This window comes from Paenibacillus curdlanolyticus YK9, assembly GCF_000179615.1.
Classification (GTDB): Bacteria; Bacillota; Bacilli; order Paenibacillales; family Paenibacillaceae; genus Paenibacillus_T; species Paenibacillus_T curdlanolyticus.
Genome location: NZ_AEDD01000002.1, coordinates 130621 through 150314 on the forward strand (window position 1 = coordinate 130621; position 19694 = coordinate 150314).

Here is a 19694-nt window from a genome sequence, read left to right on the forward strand (position 1 = left end):
GCCTCATACAATGAAACCATTGAGATCGGAACGTTAGGAGTGGTTTTCATGTTTGCAGGGATTGCGGCGCTGTCGCTGTTTGCAGCCGTTTGTTTGGTTGCGCTTATTTGTGCGGCAGCAGCAAGCAAAAGCATCAGTCGATCTAAGCATCAATGCTATGGTGTATCGACTTATGTCCAATTTGTTCATGACAAAGATGATTTGAACCGATTCGGGTATCCCCAATTGCTGCTGCGCAAATTTGGGCATGCATCGTCATTCGGGCTTTCCTTCCATCAGCTAAGCTTGGTCGGCGGAACGGTCGCTTTATTCGGCTGGGCGATCAGCGAAGGCGGACTTGCCGTGATTGGATGGGGTTGGCCGATCATCGGGCTGTTCGGCATTGCCGCGGGAGCGGCAATGGCTGAGCTGTGCTCCGCTTTTCCGACAGCTGGCGGCCCGTATCATTGGGCGTTGGCGCTAGGCGGCGCACGGTGGAGCTGGCTGGCCGGGTGGCTGTATGTCGCCGGCAATGCAGCGTTCCTTGCCTTTACGAATTATACAGGAGCAAGGGTGTTGTCGAGCTATGCGGCAAACCAATTTGGTTATGCGAATGAGTCCTGGATGTGTATGCTTATTATGCTCGTTATGTATGCGATGCAGTGGCGGGTAAATCGGATACGCCAGCATAGATTTAGCGCCATGCAGACAATCGGCATTTGGCTGGTCGCAGTCATCGCGTTCGGCGCGATTGCGAGGATTATGTGGTTAAGCTGGCCGGGCGTCTTGCCTGCGGAAGCGTTATTCGGATTCGGAGGCCAGACAGTGGGGTCTGCTGATTTCCTAACAGAGTCGTCTTCTTCGTCGCCTATCGGGTGGCTTGCAGGGGTGCTGCTGCTGCAGCGGATGTTCATCGGGAGCGAGGGCGCTGCTGCGAGCGCGGAGGAAACGATTGACCCTCGAGTGCGAAGCGCTTGGTCGATGTACTTGGCTCCCGTCTATGTCTATATCATTGGCTTCGTAATGCTCGCGATTGTCGCATTGAACATTCCGATTGCTCAAGGTGACTCGGGCGTGCTGGGTATTGGGCTGACTACGCTGGCTCATGCTTGGAAGGCGGGCGAGCCCATCATCATCGTTGCTGTCTTTCTTGCGATTGGATGGTCTGGCGTACAAGGAATGAATGCGCTATCAAGAATATTATTCGCGATGTCCAGAGATGGCGCGCTGCCGGATAAAATGCGTTGGAGCCGTGTGTCGGTCCGCACCGGCAAGCCGAATTCGGCAGTAACCGCTGCGGCAATAATCTCAGCTGGCGTTGGGATGTCTTATGCAGCGTGGAATGGCGCATCTGCCATTGGCATTCCGCTTGCAGCCTTTGCTGCAACTGCTAGCCAGCTAGGCTGTGCGATTCCGCTTGGGCTGCGCCTGTTAAGCGCTCGGCAACGTAAGGAACTGCAAGAAGCGCCGTGGTCATTAGGGCGATTAGGGACCCCAATCCGCTGGATTGCTTGGATCGGGATGATAAGCATGGCAGTCGGGGCAACGGCAGTGCTTAGCTTGAGCGCAGGTTTAGCTGCTATAGGCATTGGCATAATCGCGTGGGGAGCGGCTGTATGGAGAGGCGCCCGATTCGAGAAGCAGCTGAGGAAATTATTCAAGCGGACGCGACAGGAGCTTCAGCGAATTGAGAGAAAATTCGGACCGCTCTATTTGGATGGGAAATGATCAGAACATTTATTTCCCGGGGAAACGCATGAAGTTACACAAAAGATAACCGTTCGACAGCGTTTACATGCTGCTTTGCGACAAGCTGTGTCGAAACGATGGTGACAATACGGCGCATTTGCCAAGGATTGGCGATTCTCGGTATAATGAGCGGAGATAAAGAGCATGGATGGCGATAGGAGGAAACGGGAAATGATTGCGTTGAAAGCAACAATTGCCGCAATAAACGTGGGGATGCCTGCTGAGCTCGCGCATGGCGGTAAATTCGTGCAGTCCGGCATCGTGAAGCGTCCGGTAACAGGCGCTGTTTTGGCGACGGAGCATGGGTTGCCGGGGGATGGCCAGGCAGATTTAGTCAATCATGGCGGACCGGATAAGGCCGTATGCGTGTATGGAACGGACCATTTCCCGTATTGGGAGCAGCTGCTAGGGCATTCGCTTACCTATGGCGCATTCGGGGAAAATATTTCCCTGAGTGGCTGGAATGAATCGGACTGGTGCATCGGAGACAAAATTCGGTTTGGCGGTGCGCTAATGCAGGTCAGCCAGCCAAGGCAGCCCTGCTTTAAACTAGCAGCCCTATATGATGTGCCGGAGCTTGCCGATTGGGTAGCCAAAACAGGTTTTACGGGCTTTTACCTGCGCGTACTTGAGGCGGGCGCATTCAGCGCCGGGGATGAAGCGATTATCGTGGAACGGCATTCTGCAGCCATTACGATCGCAGAAGCGAATCGGGTTATGCATATCGATAAATCAGACGCCGCTGGCATGCGCAGGCTGCTCGCTGTCGCTGAGCTATCGGATAGCTGGCAGAATACGTTGAACAAGCGACTATTGAAGCTTGAAGGCGGCAATGAGACGGCTTGACTGCAAGATCGGTTGAAAGGAAAGGGCGAACAGAGGCCATGCATGCAGATGAAGCATCAGCACAGATAAACGATCCCGCACACTCGGATTCGTCAATGGATCGGACGCTTGCCGAACTGATCGGGCAATATGATTTGCCTTCGGATTGGCGTGCGATTCAAGGTCCATCAGGGATGAATAATACAACTCGCATAATTGCCTGTTCGGACGGACAGTTTGTGCTGCGCATATATAATAATCATCAAAATGCCAAGATTGTAAAGCTGGAGCATGAGGTGCTCCAGTTTTTGCTGCGTACAGGTTTTTCGTTAAAGGTGCCAGACCCGGTTACGAATCGCAATGGGGATACAATCACCGTTGACAGCAACGGGAAATTGGCGTCTTTGTTTCGTTATATCGAAGGCGAGCGACCTTCTGTCGCGGATCTTGAGCAAGTGGAATCGCTTGGCCGTGCAGCCGGTATGCTGAGCGGAGCATTGGAGAAGCTGCCAGCGATGGAGCAGACCGTCGCCGAATACCGCCCCTATTACGAGCTTGCGCAAGCGTATGAGGGCTGGTCCGATGAGGCTGTGTTAGCGCTTGCCTATCAAGCGGAGCTGCCGGAGGAAGCATTGATCAGCATAAGCTGCGTTCTGGCTGCCAGAAAGCAGCTGCAACTGAAGTTAACGACATTAAGCAGACTTCCCCATCAGTGGATTCATGGCGATTTGAATGCTTCGAATGCGGTTGCGATTGGCAGGCGCGTGACTGGCATTCTTGATTTTGAGTTTTGTACGATCGATCTGCGCGCCATGGAGCCGGCAGTTGCCATGGTCGATTTTATCCGAGGCGATCGAACGGAGGCGCAGCGAATCGAAGCGATCGAACGTTTCGCTAGAGGATTCGGGCATGAGAGGCGGCTTGGGGTCGACGAGACGGCAGCGCTGCCGGATTTGATGCTGCTGCGGATGCTGGATGTATTTTTGCATTTTGCCGTACGCCTGTCCGAAGGGCTGGACGACTCGACGGTATGGATCGAGCAAGCCAAGCATGCGGATGCGGTTATCGGCTGGGTAGATCGGCATCGCGTACAGCTGCACGATATGTTTCGAGAGACGATGAGCGAATGAAAGAGCTATACGACGCCATATAATAGAGCGAATCGAACGAATCGGCATGCCGATGAGGAGGTATCGCGATGAGTACGGCTCGTGCTCTTGGATATGGGGAAGAGGATCGGCTTGTGATCATTAATGCGGATGATTTTGGATTGTGCCATACGTCTAATGAAACGATTAGCGATTTGTTGGCTGGCGGCTTCGTGTCCTCAGCGACCTTGATGCTCCCTTGCGGTTGGGCGAGAGATGCAGCGTTGTGGAGCGCGCGGCACCCGGAGATGGACGTCGGCGTTCATTGGACAACAACGAGCGAATGGGATTTGTACAAATGGGGACCGGTATGCCGATCCTCCGCTACAAGCTCGCTGGTCACCGATGAAGGCTATTTCCCGAAGGATGTCAAGGCGTTCGAGCGACAGGCTGATCCCGAAGAGGTCAAAGCCGAGCTGATCGCCCAGCTTGAAATGGCGCTAAAGCTTGGCATGCGTCCGACACATGCGGATAGCCATATGGGCAGCCTCTACGGGCTAACGACCGGCCGTGATTTTCTGACGATCGTGTTCGAGGTGTGCGCGGCCTATGGGCTGCCATTCCGGCTTCCTCGCCATTTGCTCACTGAAACGGGCCAAGTGGCCCCTCCTGAGCTGGCGGATCAAGCGTTAAAGCGGGCGGAAGAGGCGGAAGCCTATGGCGTCGTTGTCTTGGACTATTTGTTGGGATTGCCATTCGGCGAGCAGCCTGGCGAAACGTATGAATCGTTTCGGGCGCAATTCATCCATTTGCTTACGTCGCTGAAGCCTGGCGTTTCCGAAATTATCGTACACCCTTCAGCAGCGACGGCGGAGCTGCAGGCGTTCCACGAGCAGGCTGCGAAGCGTGATTGGGAGCGGCGTTTGCTTCAGGATGAAATGGTCATTCGAACGATGGAGGAGCAGCAATTGATCCGTATCGGCTGGCGGGAGCTGCAGAGGCTGCAGCTTTCGATGTGAACAGGCGAGAACCGCGCTGAATGGGGGCAAATAAAACAACCTCTAATCGCGATTAGCCAAATTTTCGCGCGACTAGAGGTTGTCGTTTATCTTAATCGGGTCGCGGACAAATGCTCGGCGATCAGGCGGCCGTGATGGCGGCCTGTCTCGATAAACACTTCATTCGCTTCGCGTCGCGAAGCGACGACTCCTGCAAGATACACGCCTGGGACGTTTGTTTCCATCGTCGCATCGTTAAATTGCGGACTTCCGTCAGCCTCCATTGCAACGCCGATTTTGGTAAGGAAATCACGATCGGGATGAAACCCGGTCAGCGCAAGCACAAAATCGTTCGGGATCGTTTCCGCGCCTTCGGGACCTTCAATCAGGATGGAAGCGGGATCGATCCGTGTGACGCGCGAGCGGAATCGCATGTGGATTTTTTCTTTATTGACCATTCCTTCGAACAGCGGCAGCACCCAAGGCTTAATCCCTTTGTAATAAGCCTCTCCCCGGTATACGACGGTGACCTCCGCGCCAACGCGTTCCAGCTCAAGCGCAGCATCGATAGCGGAGTTGCTTCCTCCGATTATGGCGACCTTCGTGCGGGTGTAGGGGTGGGATTCGCGGAAAAAGTGGCTGACCTTCTCGGTTTCTTCTCCCGGGATGCCAAGCGTATTCGGATGGTCAAAATAGCCTGTAGCGATGATGACCGTATCGCATGCGTACTGCTTCATCTCTCCGAACCGTGTAACGGACGTGACGCTAAACCGCGCGCCGGCGGGCCGCACCTCGGTTACGGTTTCGAAGGCATTGACGCGAATGTCGCGGCGCAGCGTGACGGTACGATAATAAGCAAGCGCCTCTTGTCTTGTCGGCTTGTCTCCTGAAGTGGTAAACGGAATGCCGCCAATCTCAAGCAGCTCGGGCGTACTGAAGAAGCGCATGTAAGTCGGGTATTGGGAAATGGAATGGACGATATTGCGGCTTTCTATAATTAGCGGCGACAGTCCTAGCTGCTGCAGCTCAAGCGCTGCGGCAAGCCCGCAAGGGCCTGCGCCGATGATGATGGCTTTTTCGTTAATGGGATGAATAGTTTGCATAAGGTAATAACAGCCTCCTGCCTATAGAGATCGTATCAATCATTGTACTGCTCTCTAGTGAACGATGGCAAATCTAGAACTCGAGACGGGCAATAAATCAACGTTTAACACTGGGTACGAGCTTTCGAATCATGTATAATAGGAATCAATTGTATGACTGGGAGGTTGCTAGATGCGGCGGCGATTTGTTATAGAGGCAGTCATGGTGGCAACATATGGGCATCTGTTGGTGCCAAGCCGTCCGGTGGACTATGTCGTTCCATATTCGACGATTGCTGAATTGTACGATATGAAGGATGGAGCAGATCCTGTGATGGAGGATCCGTCCGACGATAAGCATGTGAAGGAAAAGATTGGCGAGTTGATCGCATTCTTCGAGGACCCGCTAAACCGGAAGAAAATAGAGCGTGCCTTGCAGGTGCCGTGGCGCGAAAGCTCACCGCTGCTGCTGAATGATAAAATTCAATTCACGATTGTGCATGCGCTCGACAACGCGCAATATGGGGAACTGTTCGATCCAATTGAAACGGAAGTGCTGCTCGCCGGCATGAAGCTGGACACGCCAATCTTGTCGGATCAGATTGAGTTTCAGGAGCGCCTCATCGAGGCGGAAATTCCAGTGCTTATTTATGACATCGACGACTTTGAATTCGCTGTTGAAGAAGGCGTTGAGCCGGATGAATTTCAGCAGCATCGCGATTTGTAAGGAGAATGACCTGAGTCTAACGGCTTCAGGTCTTCTTTTTTGAGCAAGAAGCAATGAGAGGGGAGAAAGGAACACAATGTCAACCTTGCTTCGCATCCTTAAATACGTGAAACCAAGCGCAAAGTGGGCATTCGCTGCACTTGGGCTTATGGTTGTTGCTACGGTTGTCGATCTATTAGCGCCTTGGGTGCTGCGCAACATCTTCGATGAGGGGATCGCTCGGAAAAATATGGGCACCGTCCTTCTGCTGACGCTGGCTTTGTTGGGCATGCAGGGCGTGAAAAGCTTAGGCGCTTTTGCACAGGGCTATACGCAAGAGCTGGTCGGGCAGAACGTCGTATTTACGCTTCGCAAGGAAATGTATGCGCATTTGCAGCGCTTATCCTTTACGTATTATGACAAAGCGCAAACCGGGCAGCTAATGTCGCGAATGACAGGCGATATTGAGGCAGTTAAAAATTTCGTCGGGTTCGGCGCGATGATGCTGATTACGGGCATCGCCACCTTCTTCGGGACGTTAATTTTTATGCTTTCCATGCAAGCTGAGGTTACGCTGCTTAGCTTGAGCACGATTCCTCCGCTCTTGGTTGTCATGTGGCTGTTCAATCGCAAGGTTGGGCCCGCATGGGGGAACATCCGGGAGCAAATGGGGCGGCTTACGACAACGCTTCAGGAAAATATATCGGGCATACGCGTCGTGAAAGCGTTCGCAAGCGAAAAGAAGGAGCAGAGTAAGTTTGCTGAACGCAACGAACAAAATTTTGATACAAACATGCAGCGCGCCAAGCTCGAAGCTACGGCATTTCCGCTCATGGGATTTTTCGGGGGGTTAACCTTCCTGATTATGATTTGGCTTGGGGCAGTCTATGTTGCAAAGGGACAAATGTCGCTGGGGACGTTTATGGCGTTTCAATGGTATACATGGGGGCTGATTTGGCCGCTTAATATGCTCGGCTGGCAAATTAATATTTTTCAGCAGGCGTTGAAGGCAGCGCCGCGCGTATTTGAAGTAATCGATACGAAAGTCGATATCGAATCGCCTGCTGACGGAGGGATCGATGCTGCCCGAATCGGGGGAACTGTTACGTTCGAGAACGTATCCTTCGCATTCGATACGACAGCAGCGGAGCCAAGCCATGTGCTGAGCAACATCCAGCTCCAAGTCAAGCAGGGCGAAGTGATTGCCATTCTAGGCGCTACTGGCTCAGGCAAAAGCAGCTTGATCGCCTTGCTCTCACGCTATTATGATGCGACCGCAGGATCGGTCAGCATGGATGGGGTGGACGTGAGGAACTACAATCTCGAAGGCCTTCGCCAGAGCATCGGCATCGTGCCTCAGGAGACGTTTCTCTTCTCGGCAACGATTCATGACAATGTGGCTTACGGACGGCCAGATGCGACGCAAGAGATGGTGGAGGCTGCTGCGAGGAAAGCGCAAATCCATGACTTTATCGTCAATATGCCATATGGGTATGAAACGCTGATAGGCGAGAGAGGCGTCGGATTGTCAGGCGGCCAGCGCCAACGCGTAGCGCTCGCTCGCGCGATTCTGATGGACCCGCCTATTCTCGTGTTGGATGAAGCGACGGCAAGCGTGGATACCGCGACCGAGTCAGCGATCCATGAAGCGCTATTAGAGGTTATGAAGGGCAGAACAACTTTCATTATTGCGCAGCGGCTGTCCTCCATACGTCGAGCAGATCGGATTGTTGTGCTGGATAACGGGCGGATTGCACAAATGGGGACGCAGCAGGAGCTGCTGGAGCAGGACGGATTTTTCCGTCGGCTGTTGGAGCAGCAGGAGATGGCTGCTGCTTCGAATTCGTAAGGCGTGATTTTGCAACTACGCCATCAATCATTTATAGCCTATTTATTTAATGACAGTAACTATATGAGGATCAAAGGAGGATATGCGTGAGTCAAGTGGAGTGGGATTCCGTCGATGAGCTAGAAGAAAAGCCGTTTCAGCTCGACTATATGCGAAGGCTGCTGCGTTATGTCCTGCCGTATCGCAGGACGTTAAGCTTTGTCGTCGCGGTCGTATTGCTGAACATGGCGCTGAGCCTTGCAGAGCCGCTATTGCTCGGATATATTATTGATGAGGGAATTGTTAAGCATAATTATACGTTTATACATGGGGTAGGCGCTGCATTGCTGGGCTTCCGGTTGCTAGGCTGGCTTTTCGGATGGCTGCACACGAAGCTCATTAACTTCACTGGACAGCGCGTCTTGTTCGACTTAAGGCAGCAATTGTTTAATCATCTGCAGACGTTATCGTTTCGTTTCTTCGATGGACGCCCTGCCGGCAAAATCATGTCGCGCATCACGAACGATACGAATGCCATCGGCGAATTGATCAACGGGGGACTCATCACGACCGTTATGGAAGTGACGCATCTGGCCGGTATCGTCGTTATTTTGTTCTGGATGGATTGGCAGCTGGCGTTGTTATCGTTTGCGACGATGCCGCTTCTGTATTTGATCGTATCGACGCTGCGGACGCGGATTGAAAGCGCTTGGTCTCGCTCCAGACGGACGATGTCAGCGATTAACGGAAACGTGAACGAAACGATTCAAGGCATACGGGTCGTGCAAGCATTTTCCCGGCAATCGGGGAATAACGAGAAGTTTAATGACATTAACATTGACAATAAAAAGGCGTTCATGCGCGCTATTCGAATGGAGTCAACCGTGTGGCCGCTCGTGGAAATGGTCGGCATGCTTGGCACCTGTATCGTCGTTTGGTTCGGCGCAAGGCAGGTCATGAATGAAACGCTGACGATCGGCTTTGTCATGGCTTTCATCAATTATTTATGGCGCTTCTGGGGTCCGCTCAGCGCGTTATCTAAAGTATACAGCCAGCTGCTGTCAGCGATGGCTTCAGCAGAGCGGCTGTTCGAGATTTTGGATACAGAGCCTGAGGTGAAAAACGCAGCGAGTGCCTCGGCGCTTCCGCCAATTCGCGGAGAGGTTGTATTGAAGGAAGTCTCCTTCCGTTACGGCCCAGATAAACCCGAGGTTCTTCATGGCATTAATGTTTCCATAAAGCCGGGACAACGCGTGGCGATTGTCGGTCCGACAGGGGCAGGAAAAAGTACAATCGTAAACCTGCTCATGCGTTTTTATGATGCAACCGGCGGGAAAGTAATCATTGATGGCTATGATGTGAAGGATGTGACGCTAGAGTCATTGCGCAGCCAGATGGGGATCGTGCTGCAGGATTCTTTTATTTTCTCGGGAACGATCGAAGAGAACCTGCGGTACGGGAATGAGCATGCAACGGATGAAGCGCTGCGCGAAGCGGCACGGAGCGTTCGTATCGATAAATTCGTAGCTCATTTGCCAGAAGGCTACGATACACAGGTGGAAGAGCGGGGAAGCAAGCTGTCGGTCGGCCAGCGCCAGCTGTTGGCATTCGGGCGCGTGCTGCTGAGCGATCCGCGCATTCTAATTCTGGATGAAGCAACGTCAAGCGTTGATACCGAGACAGAGCAGCATATTCAAGCCGCGCTTGCGACTGTGCTGGAAGGCAGGACGGCGTTTATTATCGCCCATCGGTTGTCCACGATTCGAGACGCGGACATGATTCTCGTCGTTCAAGATGGAACCATCGCAGAGAGCGGTACGCATGCGGAGCTGATGCAAACGAGCGGCTTATATGCGAATCTCGTGCAATCGCAGCTGCTCATGCAGCAGTCGTTCCATGAGGCTTCTTCGAAGCCGCAAGCCGGATAAGGGGAATGATAATGCGAATCTCAAAAGTCAACGAAATCTCGTGTTGGCTTTTTTTGTGCGGCAATGATTTAATAGAGTAGTATGTCTCTTCATAAGCTCCACGAAGCGATATCGCCGTCATCAATCAGGAGGGGACTTTGAACATGAAACTTAGAGAACTCATTACGAGCAAGAATGAAGATCTGTTCAATCGCGTGACCGCTCAATACAAAATCAATCTGCAGCCATCCACCGACGAAGGCTGTTGGTCCTCTAACATTGACATCAAATCGAAGCATGCAACGATCTATTGGGCGGACAGCCAGCATCCAGAGGAAGCGTTTACACATGAGCTGCTGCATTTTGATATCCAACGGCAGGGCTTTAAGCGTTTGCGTTATGGCATATGCTCAGCGGACGGGGCAGGGCATTGGTTCCCGATCTTTATGGAATCGCTAGACAACGAGCTGCAGCATCACAAAATGTATGATCAATATGTCGCGATGGGCTACAATCCTGACTTTTTCTATGATGATGACGACGCCGTGGCGGTTCCGCTGCTCATCAACGAGATTTTGAACACGCCGATTCCGAACAAAATGACGTTGCTCCCGCATTATCTGACCGTAACCTCTGCGGGGATTGAACGATTGCTGCCGGACTTGGATAACGTAAAGCAGCGATTCCGGCAAAAATGCAGCCAAAGGGTCGCAAGCATTTTTGACGTCATCGACGAGCAGATTTTGAAATGGATTTCATTCGACGGTTACGACGCGCAAGAGCCGATTACCCAGATCATTCGCAGCATCCCGCATGCTCAGCAAACCTTTATCGGGTATGGCGAGCGAAGCGAATTCCCGAATAATGGCTTCTTTACCGAGGAACCGTTTAAACTCAACATTTGACCCTGCTCCTAAAACGCGAAAAAAGCAGTCCGCAGGGACTGCTTTTTCTCCTGCATCGATTCAGACTTATTCGTCTTGCTCCTCAATCGGAATGACCAGCTCATTCGCCTCGCAAATCCCCGAGTAGCTGCTTCCATCGTATTCATATACATATCGAGCCATACAGCGTGTCGCCACTTCATAGTGTTCCCAATCATCCAGCTCTGCACAGAAGACAAGGTAAGCGACCCGTATGCTGGCATCCGGGGGTAGAAGCCCTAGCGACAATCCTTCATCAGCTGAAAAATAAGCGACGCTCGCGCCGTTCACGCGCGGATTCCGCAGCTCAAAGCCAGGTGGATACGCGCTGCGATAAAATGTCACGTCCGCATCCCAATTTCCTGTATTCGATACGATGAAGGAGTAATAGATGGACTCATCGATGACGAATTCAGCCGGATGGGCAGAAGCTGTGATGGACAGAATCGGACCGATGAGGTTGGTCACCTCTGTATTCGATTGTGCGAATTGCTCGATTACCCGCCCGTCCGGAAGGCGAAAGGTGTACGTTACCCGAACCCGATTCAGGATAGGCTGAAGACCTGCTGCTTCCGTCGCAGGCGGGATGAGAACCTGATAGGTGATTACCGTGCGAGAGCCTGCAAGCAAAGTGCCGAGCGGGATTCCATTGGAAATCGTGCCGCCTCTGCGGATGTTTCCGTTCATCCGGAGACTGTCCGGTACATAGGTGGTTCCCTTGGGCAATAGGTCAGACAGAACGGCATCGACAGCAAAGCTGCTGCCGTTCGTGATGACTGCCTCATAGGTCACTTTGGAGCCGACGGGCGCCGTCAGCCGATTCGTCGTAAGACCGACGGAGACGGAAGGCGCAATGACAATCACTTCAACCGAATTTGTATCGGTACTGTACGGCTCGTTGTTTACGGCGTATTGAACAACGGATTGGATGATGGTTTTAGCAGATGCAGGTGTTCCGTTCACGCGCAAGCCTACGCGAATGGACACTGTCGCCCCTGGCGCAATCGTGCCGACGGGAATGCCGGCAGTTGGATCGATCCAAGCGGCGTGGACATCGTTCATTATGACGCTGCCGGGAACGAAAGCGAAGCCGGCTGGCAGCGGCGTCGCAACACTCGTATGGTCGATCGGCTCTAAACCTTCGTTTTTCAATATGACATCATAATATAGCGCATCGCCAATGAAAGTAACGACGGAACTCAATTGGGCGTATGCATGCAGTTGAAAAGGAACAGCAGCAGTCGTGACCGGATTCGACTGCACGGCTTCGGTCACAACTCGGCCTTCTTGCGTCGCAAAGCGATATGCGAGATGAGCTTGATTAACGAATACGCGAGTGTTCGGAATCGCGATCATAATTGCTTGAAAAACGAGCTGCACCGTAGCGCCGACTGCAACCGTGCCAACTGAAATGCCCGTCGCCGGTTTGCTTCCGGGTATCGGCGAGCCATCGCGCAGTACGCTGTTCGGGATGAACGCTAAGCCTTCAGGCAAGGCGTCGAATACGGTCACCTGAGCGTCGCGATTGCCTTCATTGGCAATCGTTAGCGTATACGTCACCGTCTGTCCAAGCGTGAGCTGATCAGGCGTTGCGTGTTTGCTGGCTGTAAGAAGCGGACCAATGAGAGGCGTCTGTACAGTATTGGAATACGCGACCTGTTCAAGCGAGCCGCTGCTGAACCGGACATGCGTCTGGTTCAGCAGCATTATGTCCCGCGCGCCGCCCGGCGTCATAACGTTACGACCAGCACTTGGAACGTAACGACTGACGAGGCGCCCGCGGCAATCGAGCCGATGGAGATGCCGGTGTTCGGATTGCCGGCGGGACGAGGCGTGCCGTCAACGGTTACGCTGCCGGTGACGAATACGGTGCCCGTCGGAACCGGGTCAACGAGCACGACGTTGTTAACCGTGCTGATCCCTAGATTGGTTACCGTTATCGAATACGTAATCGTATCGCCGACGACCGCATCGATCGCCGACGTGCTTTTGACAACCGAAACATCTGGCGAGGATACAGGAATGGATAAGGTGTTGGATGTTACGGTTCCGGTCAGGACGCGGCCGTCCGGCGCTGTATAGGTATAAGTGCCCGTTGCTGTGTTTACGAGCTGCTGGGAAGGCGGAAGCGTCTGGATAACGACCTCATACGACACGGATACGACGACGAGTTCGCCGGGGTTCACGGTCCCGATCGAGAATCCGGCAGCTGGATTGGCGCCAGGCTGCGGCACGCCATTGACCTGCACGCTGTTTGGAATGAACGAGCCGCCCGCAGGGATCGGATCGTTTAACGTGACTTCAGCAGGCAGGTTCCCTGTATTGGTAACATGCAGCTCATAGGTAATCGTGTCGCCAACGGTAGCGTTCGTTGAGCTTCCGGTCTTTTGAATCGCAATAATTGGCAGGTAAACCGGAACAACGACGGTGTTAGAAAATGCTGTGCCGGAGAAGGAACCAGAGGTGAATGTGGCACTCGCTTGGTTGCTAAGCTGAGCGGGAGTAGGAAGGCTCGTTACGATTACATTGAACATGATCGTAGAGGTCCCGCCCGGCGCAATCGTTCCGATGGCGATGCCCGCCTGCGGAGAGCCTGCAGGACGAGGCAGCGTATCGACCGTCACGCTTCCCGCTACGAATGCACTGCCATTCGGAATCGTGTCCACGATGACGACGTTATTGATCGGCGCAATGCCGCTGTTGGTAACGGCAATCGTGTATGTGATGGTATCGCCGACGATCGCTGTCGTAACGCTTGATGTTTTGACAATGGCAACATTCGGGGCGGACACTTGAATCGTCAGCGTATTGGAAGATAGAGACCCAGTCAGCGTTCGGCTATCCGGCAGCGTATAGGAATAAGTCGCAGACGCTTGGTTGATCAGCTGCTGGCCGACAGGCAAGGATTGAATGACGACGGAGAAGGAGACTGTCGTCGTGCCCGTTACATTGCTCAGCGGAATGCCGGTGGACGGGTCTGCGCCTGGCAAGGGCTGATTTTGGACGATGACGCTGTTGGGCACGAACACGGTACCTGCCGGTATTGTATCGGTTAATATGACATCTGCGCCGTAGTTGCCTGCATTCGTTATCGTTACCGTATAGGTCACCGTATCGCCGACCGTTGCATTCGCTGTGCTGCCGGTTTTCAAAGCGCTCAGGATCGGCTGATAGACCGGCGTGCTTGTCGTATTCGAAAACGTGACGCCAGAGAATGCGCCCGACGTAAAGGTGACGGACGATTGATTATCCAGCCGAGCTGGATTAGGCAGCGCCGTGACTGTAACTTGGAAGACGATGGTCACGGTTGCGCCTGGCGCAATTGCATCAATCGCGATGCCCGTCGCGGGATTCGCCGCAGGCTTCGTCAGTCCATCAACCGTCAAAGAGCCCGATACGAATGCTGCGCCTGCCGGAATAGGATCGGTAAACAAGACATTCGTGATGGACGCAATTCCGCTATTGGTGACCGTCGTCGTATACGTGACCGTATCGCCGATTGAAACCGCTGTGGAAGGCGTGCTTTTGACGACGACTGCATTCGGCGCCGACACGGGGAAGGTTACCGTATTGGACAGTGCAGTCTGATTAAAGGTCCGGCCATCTGGAAGCGTATAAGAGATTGCTGCGGTACCTTGGTTCGCCAACTGCTGCGGAGATGGCAGGGAGTTGATGACCACCGAGAACATGACGGTTGCCGTCGCCCCGCCAGCAACAGACCCGACCGGAATGCCAGTGACAGGATCGACGCCGGGCAGCGGCGAGCCGTTGAGCAGCACGCTGTTTGGCTCGAAGGAGGTACCCGCTGGAATGTTATCCGTTAACGTAATCGTAGCCGGATAGTTGCCGCTGTTCGTGACCGCGAGCGTGTACGTTACCGTTTGCCCTACCGATGCATTGGACGTGCTTGCGCTCTTCACCACGGCGATTACTGGCAGATAGACAGGAGTCGAGAAGGTGTTGGAGTAGGTTAAGCCAGAGAACGCGCCCGACGTAAATGTAACGGTGCCAATATTGTTAAGTACGGCAGGATCGGGAACCGCGTTCACCGCATTATTAAACGTAATCGTTATGCTGCCGCCTGGCGCGATCGATCCAAGCTGTATGCCGCCAGTAGGATTAGCGCCAGGGGCGGGCGCTCCATTGATCGTAACGGTTCCCGGAATGAACGATGATCCCGGGGGAGCCGGGTCCGTGTACTGCACGTTGTTAATCGTTTCGATCCCGCTATTCGAGATGACAGCTGTGTATACGATCGTATCGCCGACTGTAGCCGCAGTAGTTGGCGTGCTCAGCACAACCGAAACATTCGGCGCAGATACGGGGAAGCTCACTGTATTGGAATTGACAGAGCCGGTCAGTGTACGCCCGTCAGGCGGCGAATACGTGTAGGAGGCTGTGCCCGTGTTGGACAGCACCTGCGGCGAAGGCAGGGAGGTGACCACGACGCTGAACGTAACGGTGACCGTGCTTCCCGGCGCGACGCTGCCCAGATCAATGCCTGTAGCTGGCGAAATTCCAGGAAACGGGAATCTATTTACAATCACGCTATTATCTGTAAAGGTGGTGCCTGCTGGAATCGTATCCGTCAGCGTGACCGCTGCCGCCAAATTGCCTGTATTCGTCACCGCTAGCGTGTATACAATCGTATCGCCAAGCGTGGCATTGCTGGAGCTTGCGCTTTTCACCACGGAAATTTGAGGCTGCGTGACCGGCGTTATTGTCGTGTTCGAAGACGTAGTTGCCGAGAAGCTGCCGGAAGTAAAGCTGGCGGTCGATTGGTTCGTAATCTGTGAAGGTATCGCCATCGTTATGATCACCTCGAATGTTACGGTAACCGAGGCGCCCGGCGCCAAGGTTCCGATGGATATGCCGGCATCAGGGGAAGCGTCCGGCCTCGTTACGCCTTGCACCTGAACGCTGCCAGGAACGAGGCTTGTGTTGCTCTGAAGCTGATCCCGCAATATGATGTTATTCACATTAGCAATTCCATTATTAGTAAGCAGCGAAGTGTAGGTCATCGTGTCGCCGACGACAGCCGACGATCTGCTGGCGCTCTTGGCGAGCGAAACGTTCGGCAGGGCAACCTGAACGGTTACGGAATTGGATGCAGCCGTTCGTGTTACGGTTCGCCCATTCGATAGCGTAAATTGATACGATGCGGAAGCTTGGTTGACCAGCTGTCTGCTCGCAGGAAACGAAACGACGTTCACGACATAGCTGACGACTGCACTGCCTCCGGCAGGGATAACTCCAACAGGAATGCCAGATGTGGGGTCAACGCCAGGCGTTGGAGCGCCGTTAATCAGCACGCTGTTGCCGACGAACGTGCTGCCGTTAGGCACAACATCGGTCAAGGTAGCCGTCGCCGGGCTATTGCCTGTATTCGTTAGCGTAAACCAATATGAATACGTGTCTCCGACCGTCACATTAGGCATACTTGCCGATTTGGCAACCGAAACGACGGCCTCGCCGACTGGCGTGGTTACCGTATTCGAAATGGAGGTGCCCGAAAATGCGCCTGAAGTAAAGCCGACGCTAGCTGCATTGCTGAGCGAGGCTGTAGCTGGCAACGAGACAACGCGAATCTGGAACGTTACGGTGACTGTTGCTGATGGACTAATGGAGCCAAGCGATATGCCTGCATTCGGATTCGCCAGAGGGGCCGCGACGTTGTTGATAATCACGCTTCCCGTAACGAACGCTGCGCCAGCAGGCACAGGGTCCGACAATACGACGCTGCTGATCGGCGCAATGCCGTTATTGGTTATTAGCAAGGTATAGGTCAGAAATTCTTGTACCGCAATCGCTGTATCGCTGGCGCTCTTGACGATGCTCACGTTCGGCGAGGAAGCCGGGATCGTTACGATATTCGAGCTGCTGCTGCCAGCAAGGTTCCGCCCGCTTGGCAAAACGTATGTATAGCTCGATGCGGCTTGGTCTGTGAGCACGGCTGGATTTGGCAGCGATGTGAGCAAGGTCTGGAACGTTACCGTAACTGAAGCATTCGGAAGCAGGTTGCCGATGGAAATGCCCGTTATCGGGGAAGCAGCCGGGCTAGCAGCGCCGTCGATCGTGACGGAGCCCGCAACATAGCTTGATCCATTCGGGATATTGTCCGTCAGCGTGACAACGGCGGCACGATTGCCAGCATTGCGCGCAATAATGGTGTACGTAATCGTGTCCCCGACGGTGGCTGCTGTGGTGCCCGCCGATTTGCTAAGATTAATGACCGGCTGATAGACCGGCGTCGTTACACTGTTGGAGGCAGTCGTCCCGGAAAATGTACCAATGGAATACGACACATTGGATTGGTTTACGAGCTGAGAAGTGCCGGGCATAGAGATGACCTGAGCTTGCAAGGTTACCGTGATCGAGCTGCCGGCACTTAGCGTGCCGACTGAAATGCCTGTGCCGGGATTCGCTGACGCGTTTGACGTCCCGCCAACGATGACGCTGCCTGCGACGAAAGCTGTTCCCGCAGGTAAAACATCGGTCAGCGACACTTTTGTAACAGCCTCCGTGCCGTTGTTCGTAATGACGGATGTGTACGTCAATGTTTCCCCGACAGCGATATCAGTAAGATTCGCGGATTTGGTTACGGTGACGTTCGGCAGTGAAACAGGAAGCGTGAGCGTATTCGATGACGCGGCGCCCGAGATGGTACGGCCATCAGGCGGCGAGAAGGTGTAGGCTGCAGTCCCTTGATCGACGAATTGCGGCGGTGAAGGAAGCGAGTTGACCTGCACATCAAAGGTGACGACGGACGTGGCCCCAGCGGCCACCGCTCCGATCGCTACGCCAGCAACAGGATTAGCGCCGGCAATGACAGTTCCATTCACGCGGAACGAGCCAGTTATGAACGAGCTGCCTGCAGGAATATTATCCGCCAGCGTAACGGCTGCTCCGATGTTGCCTGTATTGGATACTGACAGCGTGTATGTCACCGTGCTGCCAACGGTTGCGGTCGTGCGATTGGCGCTTTTTGCGATTCCTATGATTGGCGTATAGACAGGCGTGCTAACCGTATTGGAAGGAATGACGCCGGTAATGACCGAACCGCCCGCAACGCTCTGAAACGTAAAAGCGGCATTCGCATTGTTAGGCAGGACGAAGCCGTTTGGCGTCGAGGTGACTTTAGCTTGATAGGTAACGACGATTGAGCTGCTCAAATTCAATGCGCCTAGCGGCACCCCGGATAAGATGTCATTGGTCGGCTTGCTGACGCCGCCTACCGTTACGCTCCCGCTGACAAACGTCAATCCGGCAGGCAGTGCATCGGTCAATACAACGCTCGCTGCATTCGCGGTTCCCGTGTTGCTGACTGTGACCGTATATTTGATCGTATCGCCGACAACGGAGCCTGTGACGTTAGCGCCTTTGGTGACGGTAATGGTCGGTGAATTAATGTTGATTTGGATAGCATTGGCATTGACTACATAGGCGTCGCCTGATGTCGTAAGGATCAGCACGGCGGATGACTGATTGTTCACGAGCCGCGCTGAAATATCGACATTCGTAATATCCCAGCCCTGCCGCCCGCCAATGATATTCGTTCCTGGTGTGCCGTTGGTTTGGTTTCGGCTGCCGAACGTTCCTGTCGTATTGAGCGCGCCTGTGTCGTTGTTGATCTGTGAAGCAAAGAAGTTATTCGCAAAGTTGTTCGGTCCCGACAGCGCAACAGCCGTCCCTGAGGTCGGGCCAAACAAAGCCTGGTCGCCCGTGCGGTTGGCATCGCCTTCCTGGGCGCTGAATAATGCTCTGCCGCCGAGCGCGCCGGAGATCGGCGTGGCAAAGCCGGTGAGCGTAGTGGATACGGAGCCGGATGATGCCTGTACAAGCACGGCGCCGGCGCGAAGCGACATATTGCGGAAGGGCAATGAAGGATTTTGATAAATAACGCCTAGTGTCCAGCCTGCATGGTTAGCTGTCGAGTCATTATTAATGACGATTGTGCCTACCACGTTGCCTGTCGTATAGGTGCCAGCCCCGCCCTGCGAGATAAGCGTGGTCACGTTGGCTGAGCGCGTATAAGCAAAGGCCCCGTTGCCGAGGTTGACCTGGTTGCTCGTGGCAGCGTCTGGCGCGATGCTGAAGGTGCCTGCGGGCGTCGTAAACGTCACGGCATTGTTGATAAAGGCGCTTAAGTCAACGTTCCCGTTAATGTAAGAGCCGCCCCAGACCAGCTCTGCGTATAGGATCGTGCTGCCGGCAGGCAGGGTTAATATCGCAGCCGAGCTATTGCTTGCATATGCGCTCGTCGTACCCGCCGGATAAGATAAGTAGGTAGAGGCGGTGTTCGTTGTCGTGAACGCGCCAATGCTATCCTCCGTACCTGGCACGCCGATCGTATCCGAACGGCTAAGGCCTAGCGTATTCCCTGTAAACGTTATTGCACCAGTTGCATTAAACGTTGCACGTGTGATTAACGGAATAGCAATCACCCCCTAAGTGGCAAATTCAGGCGTAGAAGAGGGCAGAAACAGAGGATTTCAAGCCATTCTTAGTAATCCTATGAGCGGATTGGCCAATATATTTGTAATGAAATCGCGATTAAGGGTTGAATTATGGATATAATGAATCTATGATATATACGAAGGGAAAGCTCA

11 protein-coding genes are annotated in these 19694 nt (G+C 53.7%); 8 read left to right on the forward strand and 3 right to left on the reverse strand.

The features are described from left to right. Nucleotides 1–48 precede the first annotated feature (48 nt). From PAECUDRAFT_RS03980 to PAECUDRAFT_RS03995, 4 genes are all read left to right on the forward strand, one after another. The gene (locus PAECUDRAFT_RS03980) at nucleotides 49–1707 is read left to right on the forward strand and encodes an amino acid permease (RefSeq protein ID WP_006036818.1); all 1659 of its coding nucleotides are present in this window, start codon (nucleotides 49–51) and stop codon (nucleotides 1705–1707) included. 192 nt (nucleotides 1708–1899) lie between these two features. Next, nucleotides 1900–2574, forward strand: coding sequence for an MOSC domain-containing protein (locus tag PAECUDRAFT_RS03985; protein WP_006036819.1), 675 nt, complete (start codon nucleotides 1900–1902; stop codon nucleotides 2572–2574). Further along, a complete protein-coding gene (locus PAECUDRAFT_RS03990) occupies nucleotides 2571–3683 on the forward strand; it encodes a homoserine kinase (RefSeq protein ID WP_199558717.1) in 1113 nt (370 codons plus the stop codon). The genes PAECUDRAFT_RS03985 and PAECUDRAFT_RS03990 overlap by 4 nt, the downstream gene beginning before the upstream one ends. A gap of 68 nt (nucleotides 3684–3751) precedes the next feature. Next, on the forward strand, nucleotides 3752–4660 hold the full coding sequence (locus tag PAECUDRAFT_RS03995) for a polysaccharide deacetylase family protein (RefSeq protein ID WP_006036821.1): 909 nt from the start codon (nucleotides 3752–3754) through the stop codon (nucleotides 4658–4660). An 86-nt stretch (nucleotides 4661–4746) separates the two neighbouring features. On the opposite strand, the gene PAECUDRAFT_RS04000 is transcribed toward PAECUDRAFT_RS03995, so the two are convergent. After that, a complete protein-coding gene (locus PAECUDRAFT_RS04000; protein WP_006036822.1) occupies nucleotides 4747–5742 on the reverse strand; it encodes a YpdA family putative bacillithiol disulfide reductase in 996 nt (331 codons plus the stop codon). A 172-nt stretch (nucleotides 5743–5914) separates the two neighbouring features. On the opposite strand from PAECUDRAFT_RS04000, the gene PAECUDRAFT_RS04005 reads away from it, so the two are divergent. The 4 genes from PAECUDRAFT_RS04005 (at nucleotide 5915) to PAECUDRAFT_RS04020 (ending at nucleotide 11067) form a co-directional block, all read left to right on the forward strand. After that, complete coding sequence (locus PAECUDRAFT_RS04005; RefSeq protein ID WP_006036823.1) at nucleotides 5915–6448, forward strand: hypothetical protein; 534 nt, start codon at nucleotides 5915–5917, stop codon at nucleotides 6446–6448. Nucleotides 6449–6524: 76 nt separating this feature from the next. Further along, a complete protein-coding gene (locus PAECUDRAFT_RS04010) occupies nucleotides 6525–8276 on the forward strand; it encodes an ABC transporter ATP-binding protein (RefSeq protein WP_006036824.1) in 1752 nt (583 codons plus the stop codon). 86 nt (nucleotides 8277–8362) lie between these two features. Further along, entirely contained in the window at nucleotides 8363–10183 is a 1821-nt protein-coding gene (locus PAECUDRAFT_RS04015; protein ID WP_006036825.1) for an ABC transporter ATP-binding protein, read from the forward strand. A 143-nt stretch (nucleotides 10184–10326) separates the two neighbouring features. Next, nucleotides 10327–11067, forward strand: coding sequence for a hypothetical protein (locus PAECUDRAFT_RS04020; protein ID WP_006036826.1), 741 nt, complete (start codon nucleotides 10327–10329; stop codon nucleotides 11065–11067). Nucleotides 11068–11133: 66 nt separating this feature from the next. Here PAECUDRAFT_RS04020 and PAECUDRAFT_RS04025 read toward each other — a convergent pair whose 3' ends face one another. After that, complete coding sequence (locus PAECUDRAFT_RS04025) at nucleotides 11134–12792, reverse strand: DUF11 domain-containing protein (protein ID WP_158306229.1); 1659 nt, start codon at nucleotides 12790–12792, stop codon at nucleotides 11134–11136. A 23-nt stretch (nucleotides 12793–12815) separates the two neighbouring features. Continuing rightward, nucleotides 12816–19529, reverse strand: a complete 6714-nt coding sequence (locus PAECUDRAFT_RS04030) for a DUF7507 domain-containing protein (protein WP_006036828.1) — start codon at nucleotides 19527–19529, stop codon at nucleotides 12816–12818. Between the last annotated feature and the right edge of the window lie 165 nt (nucleotides 19530–19694).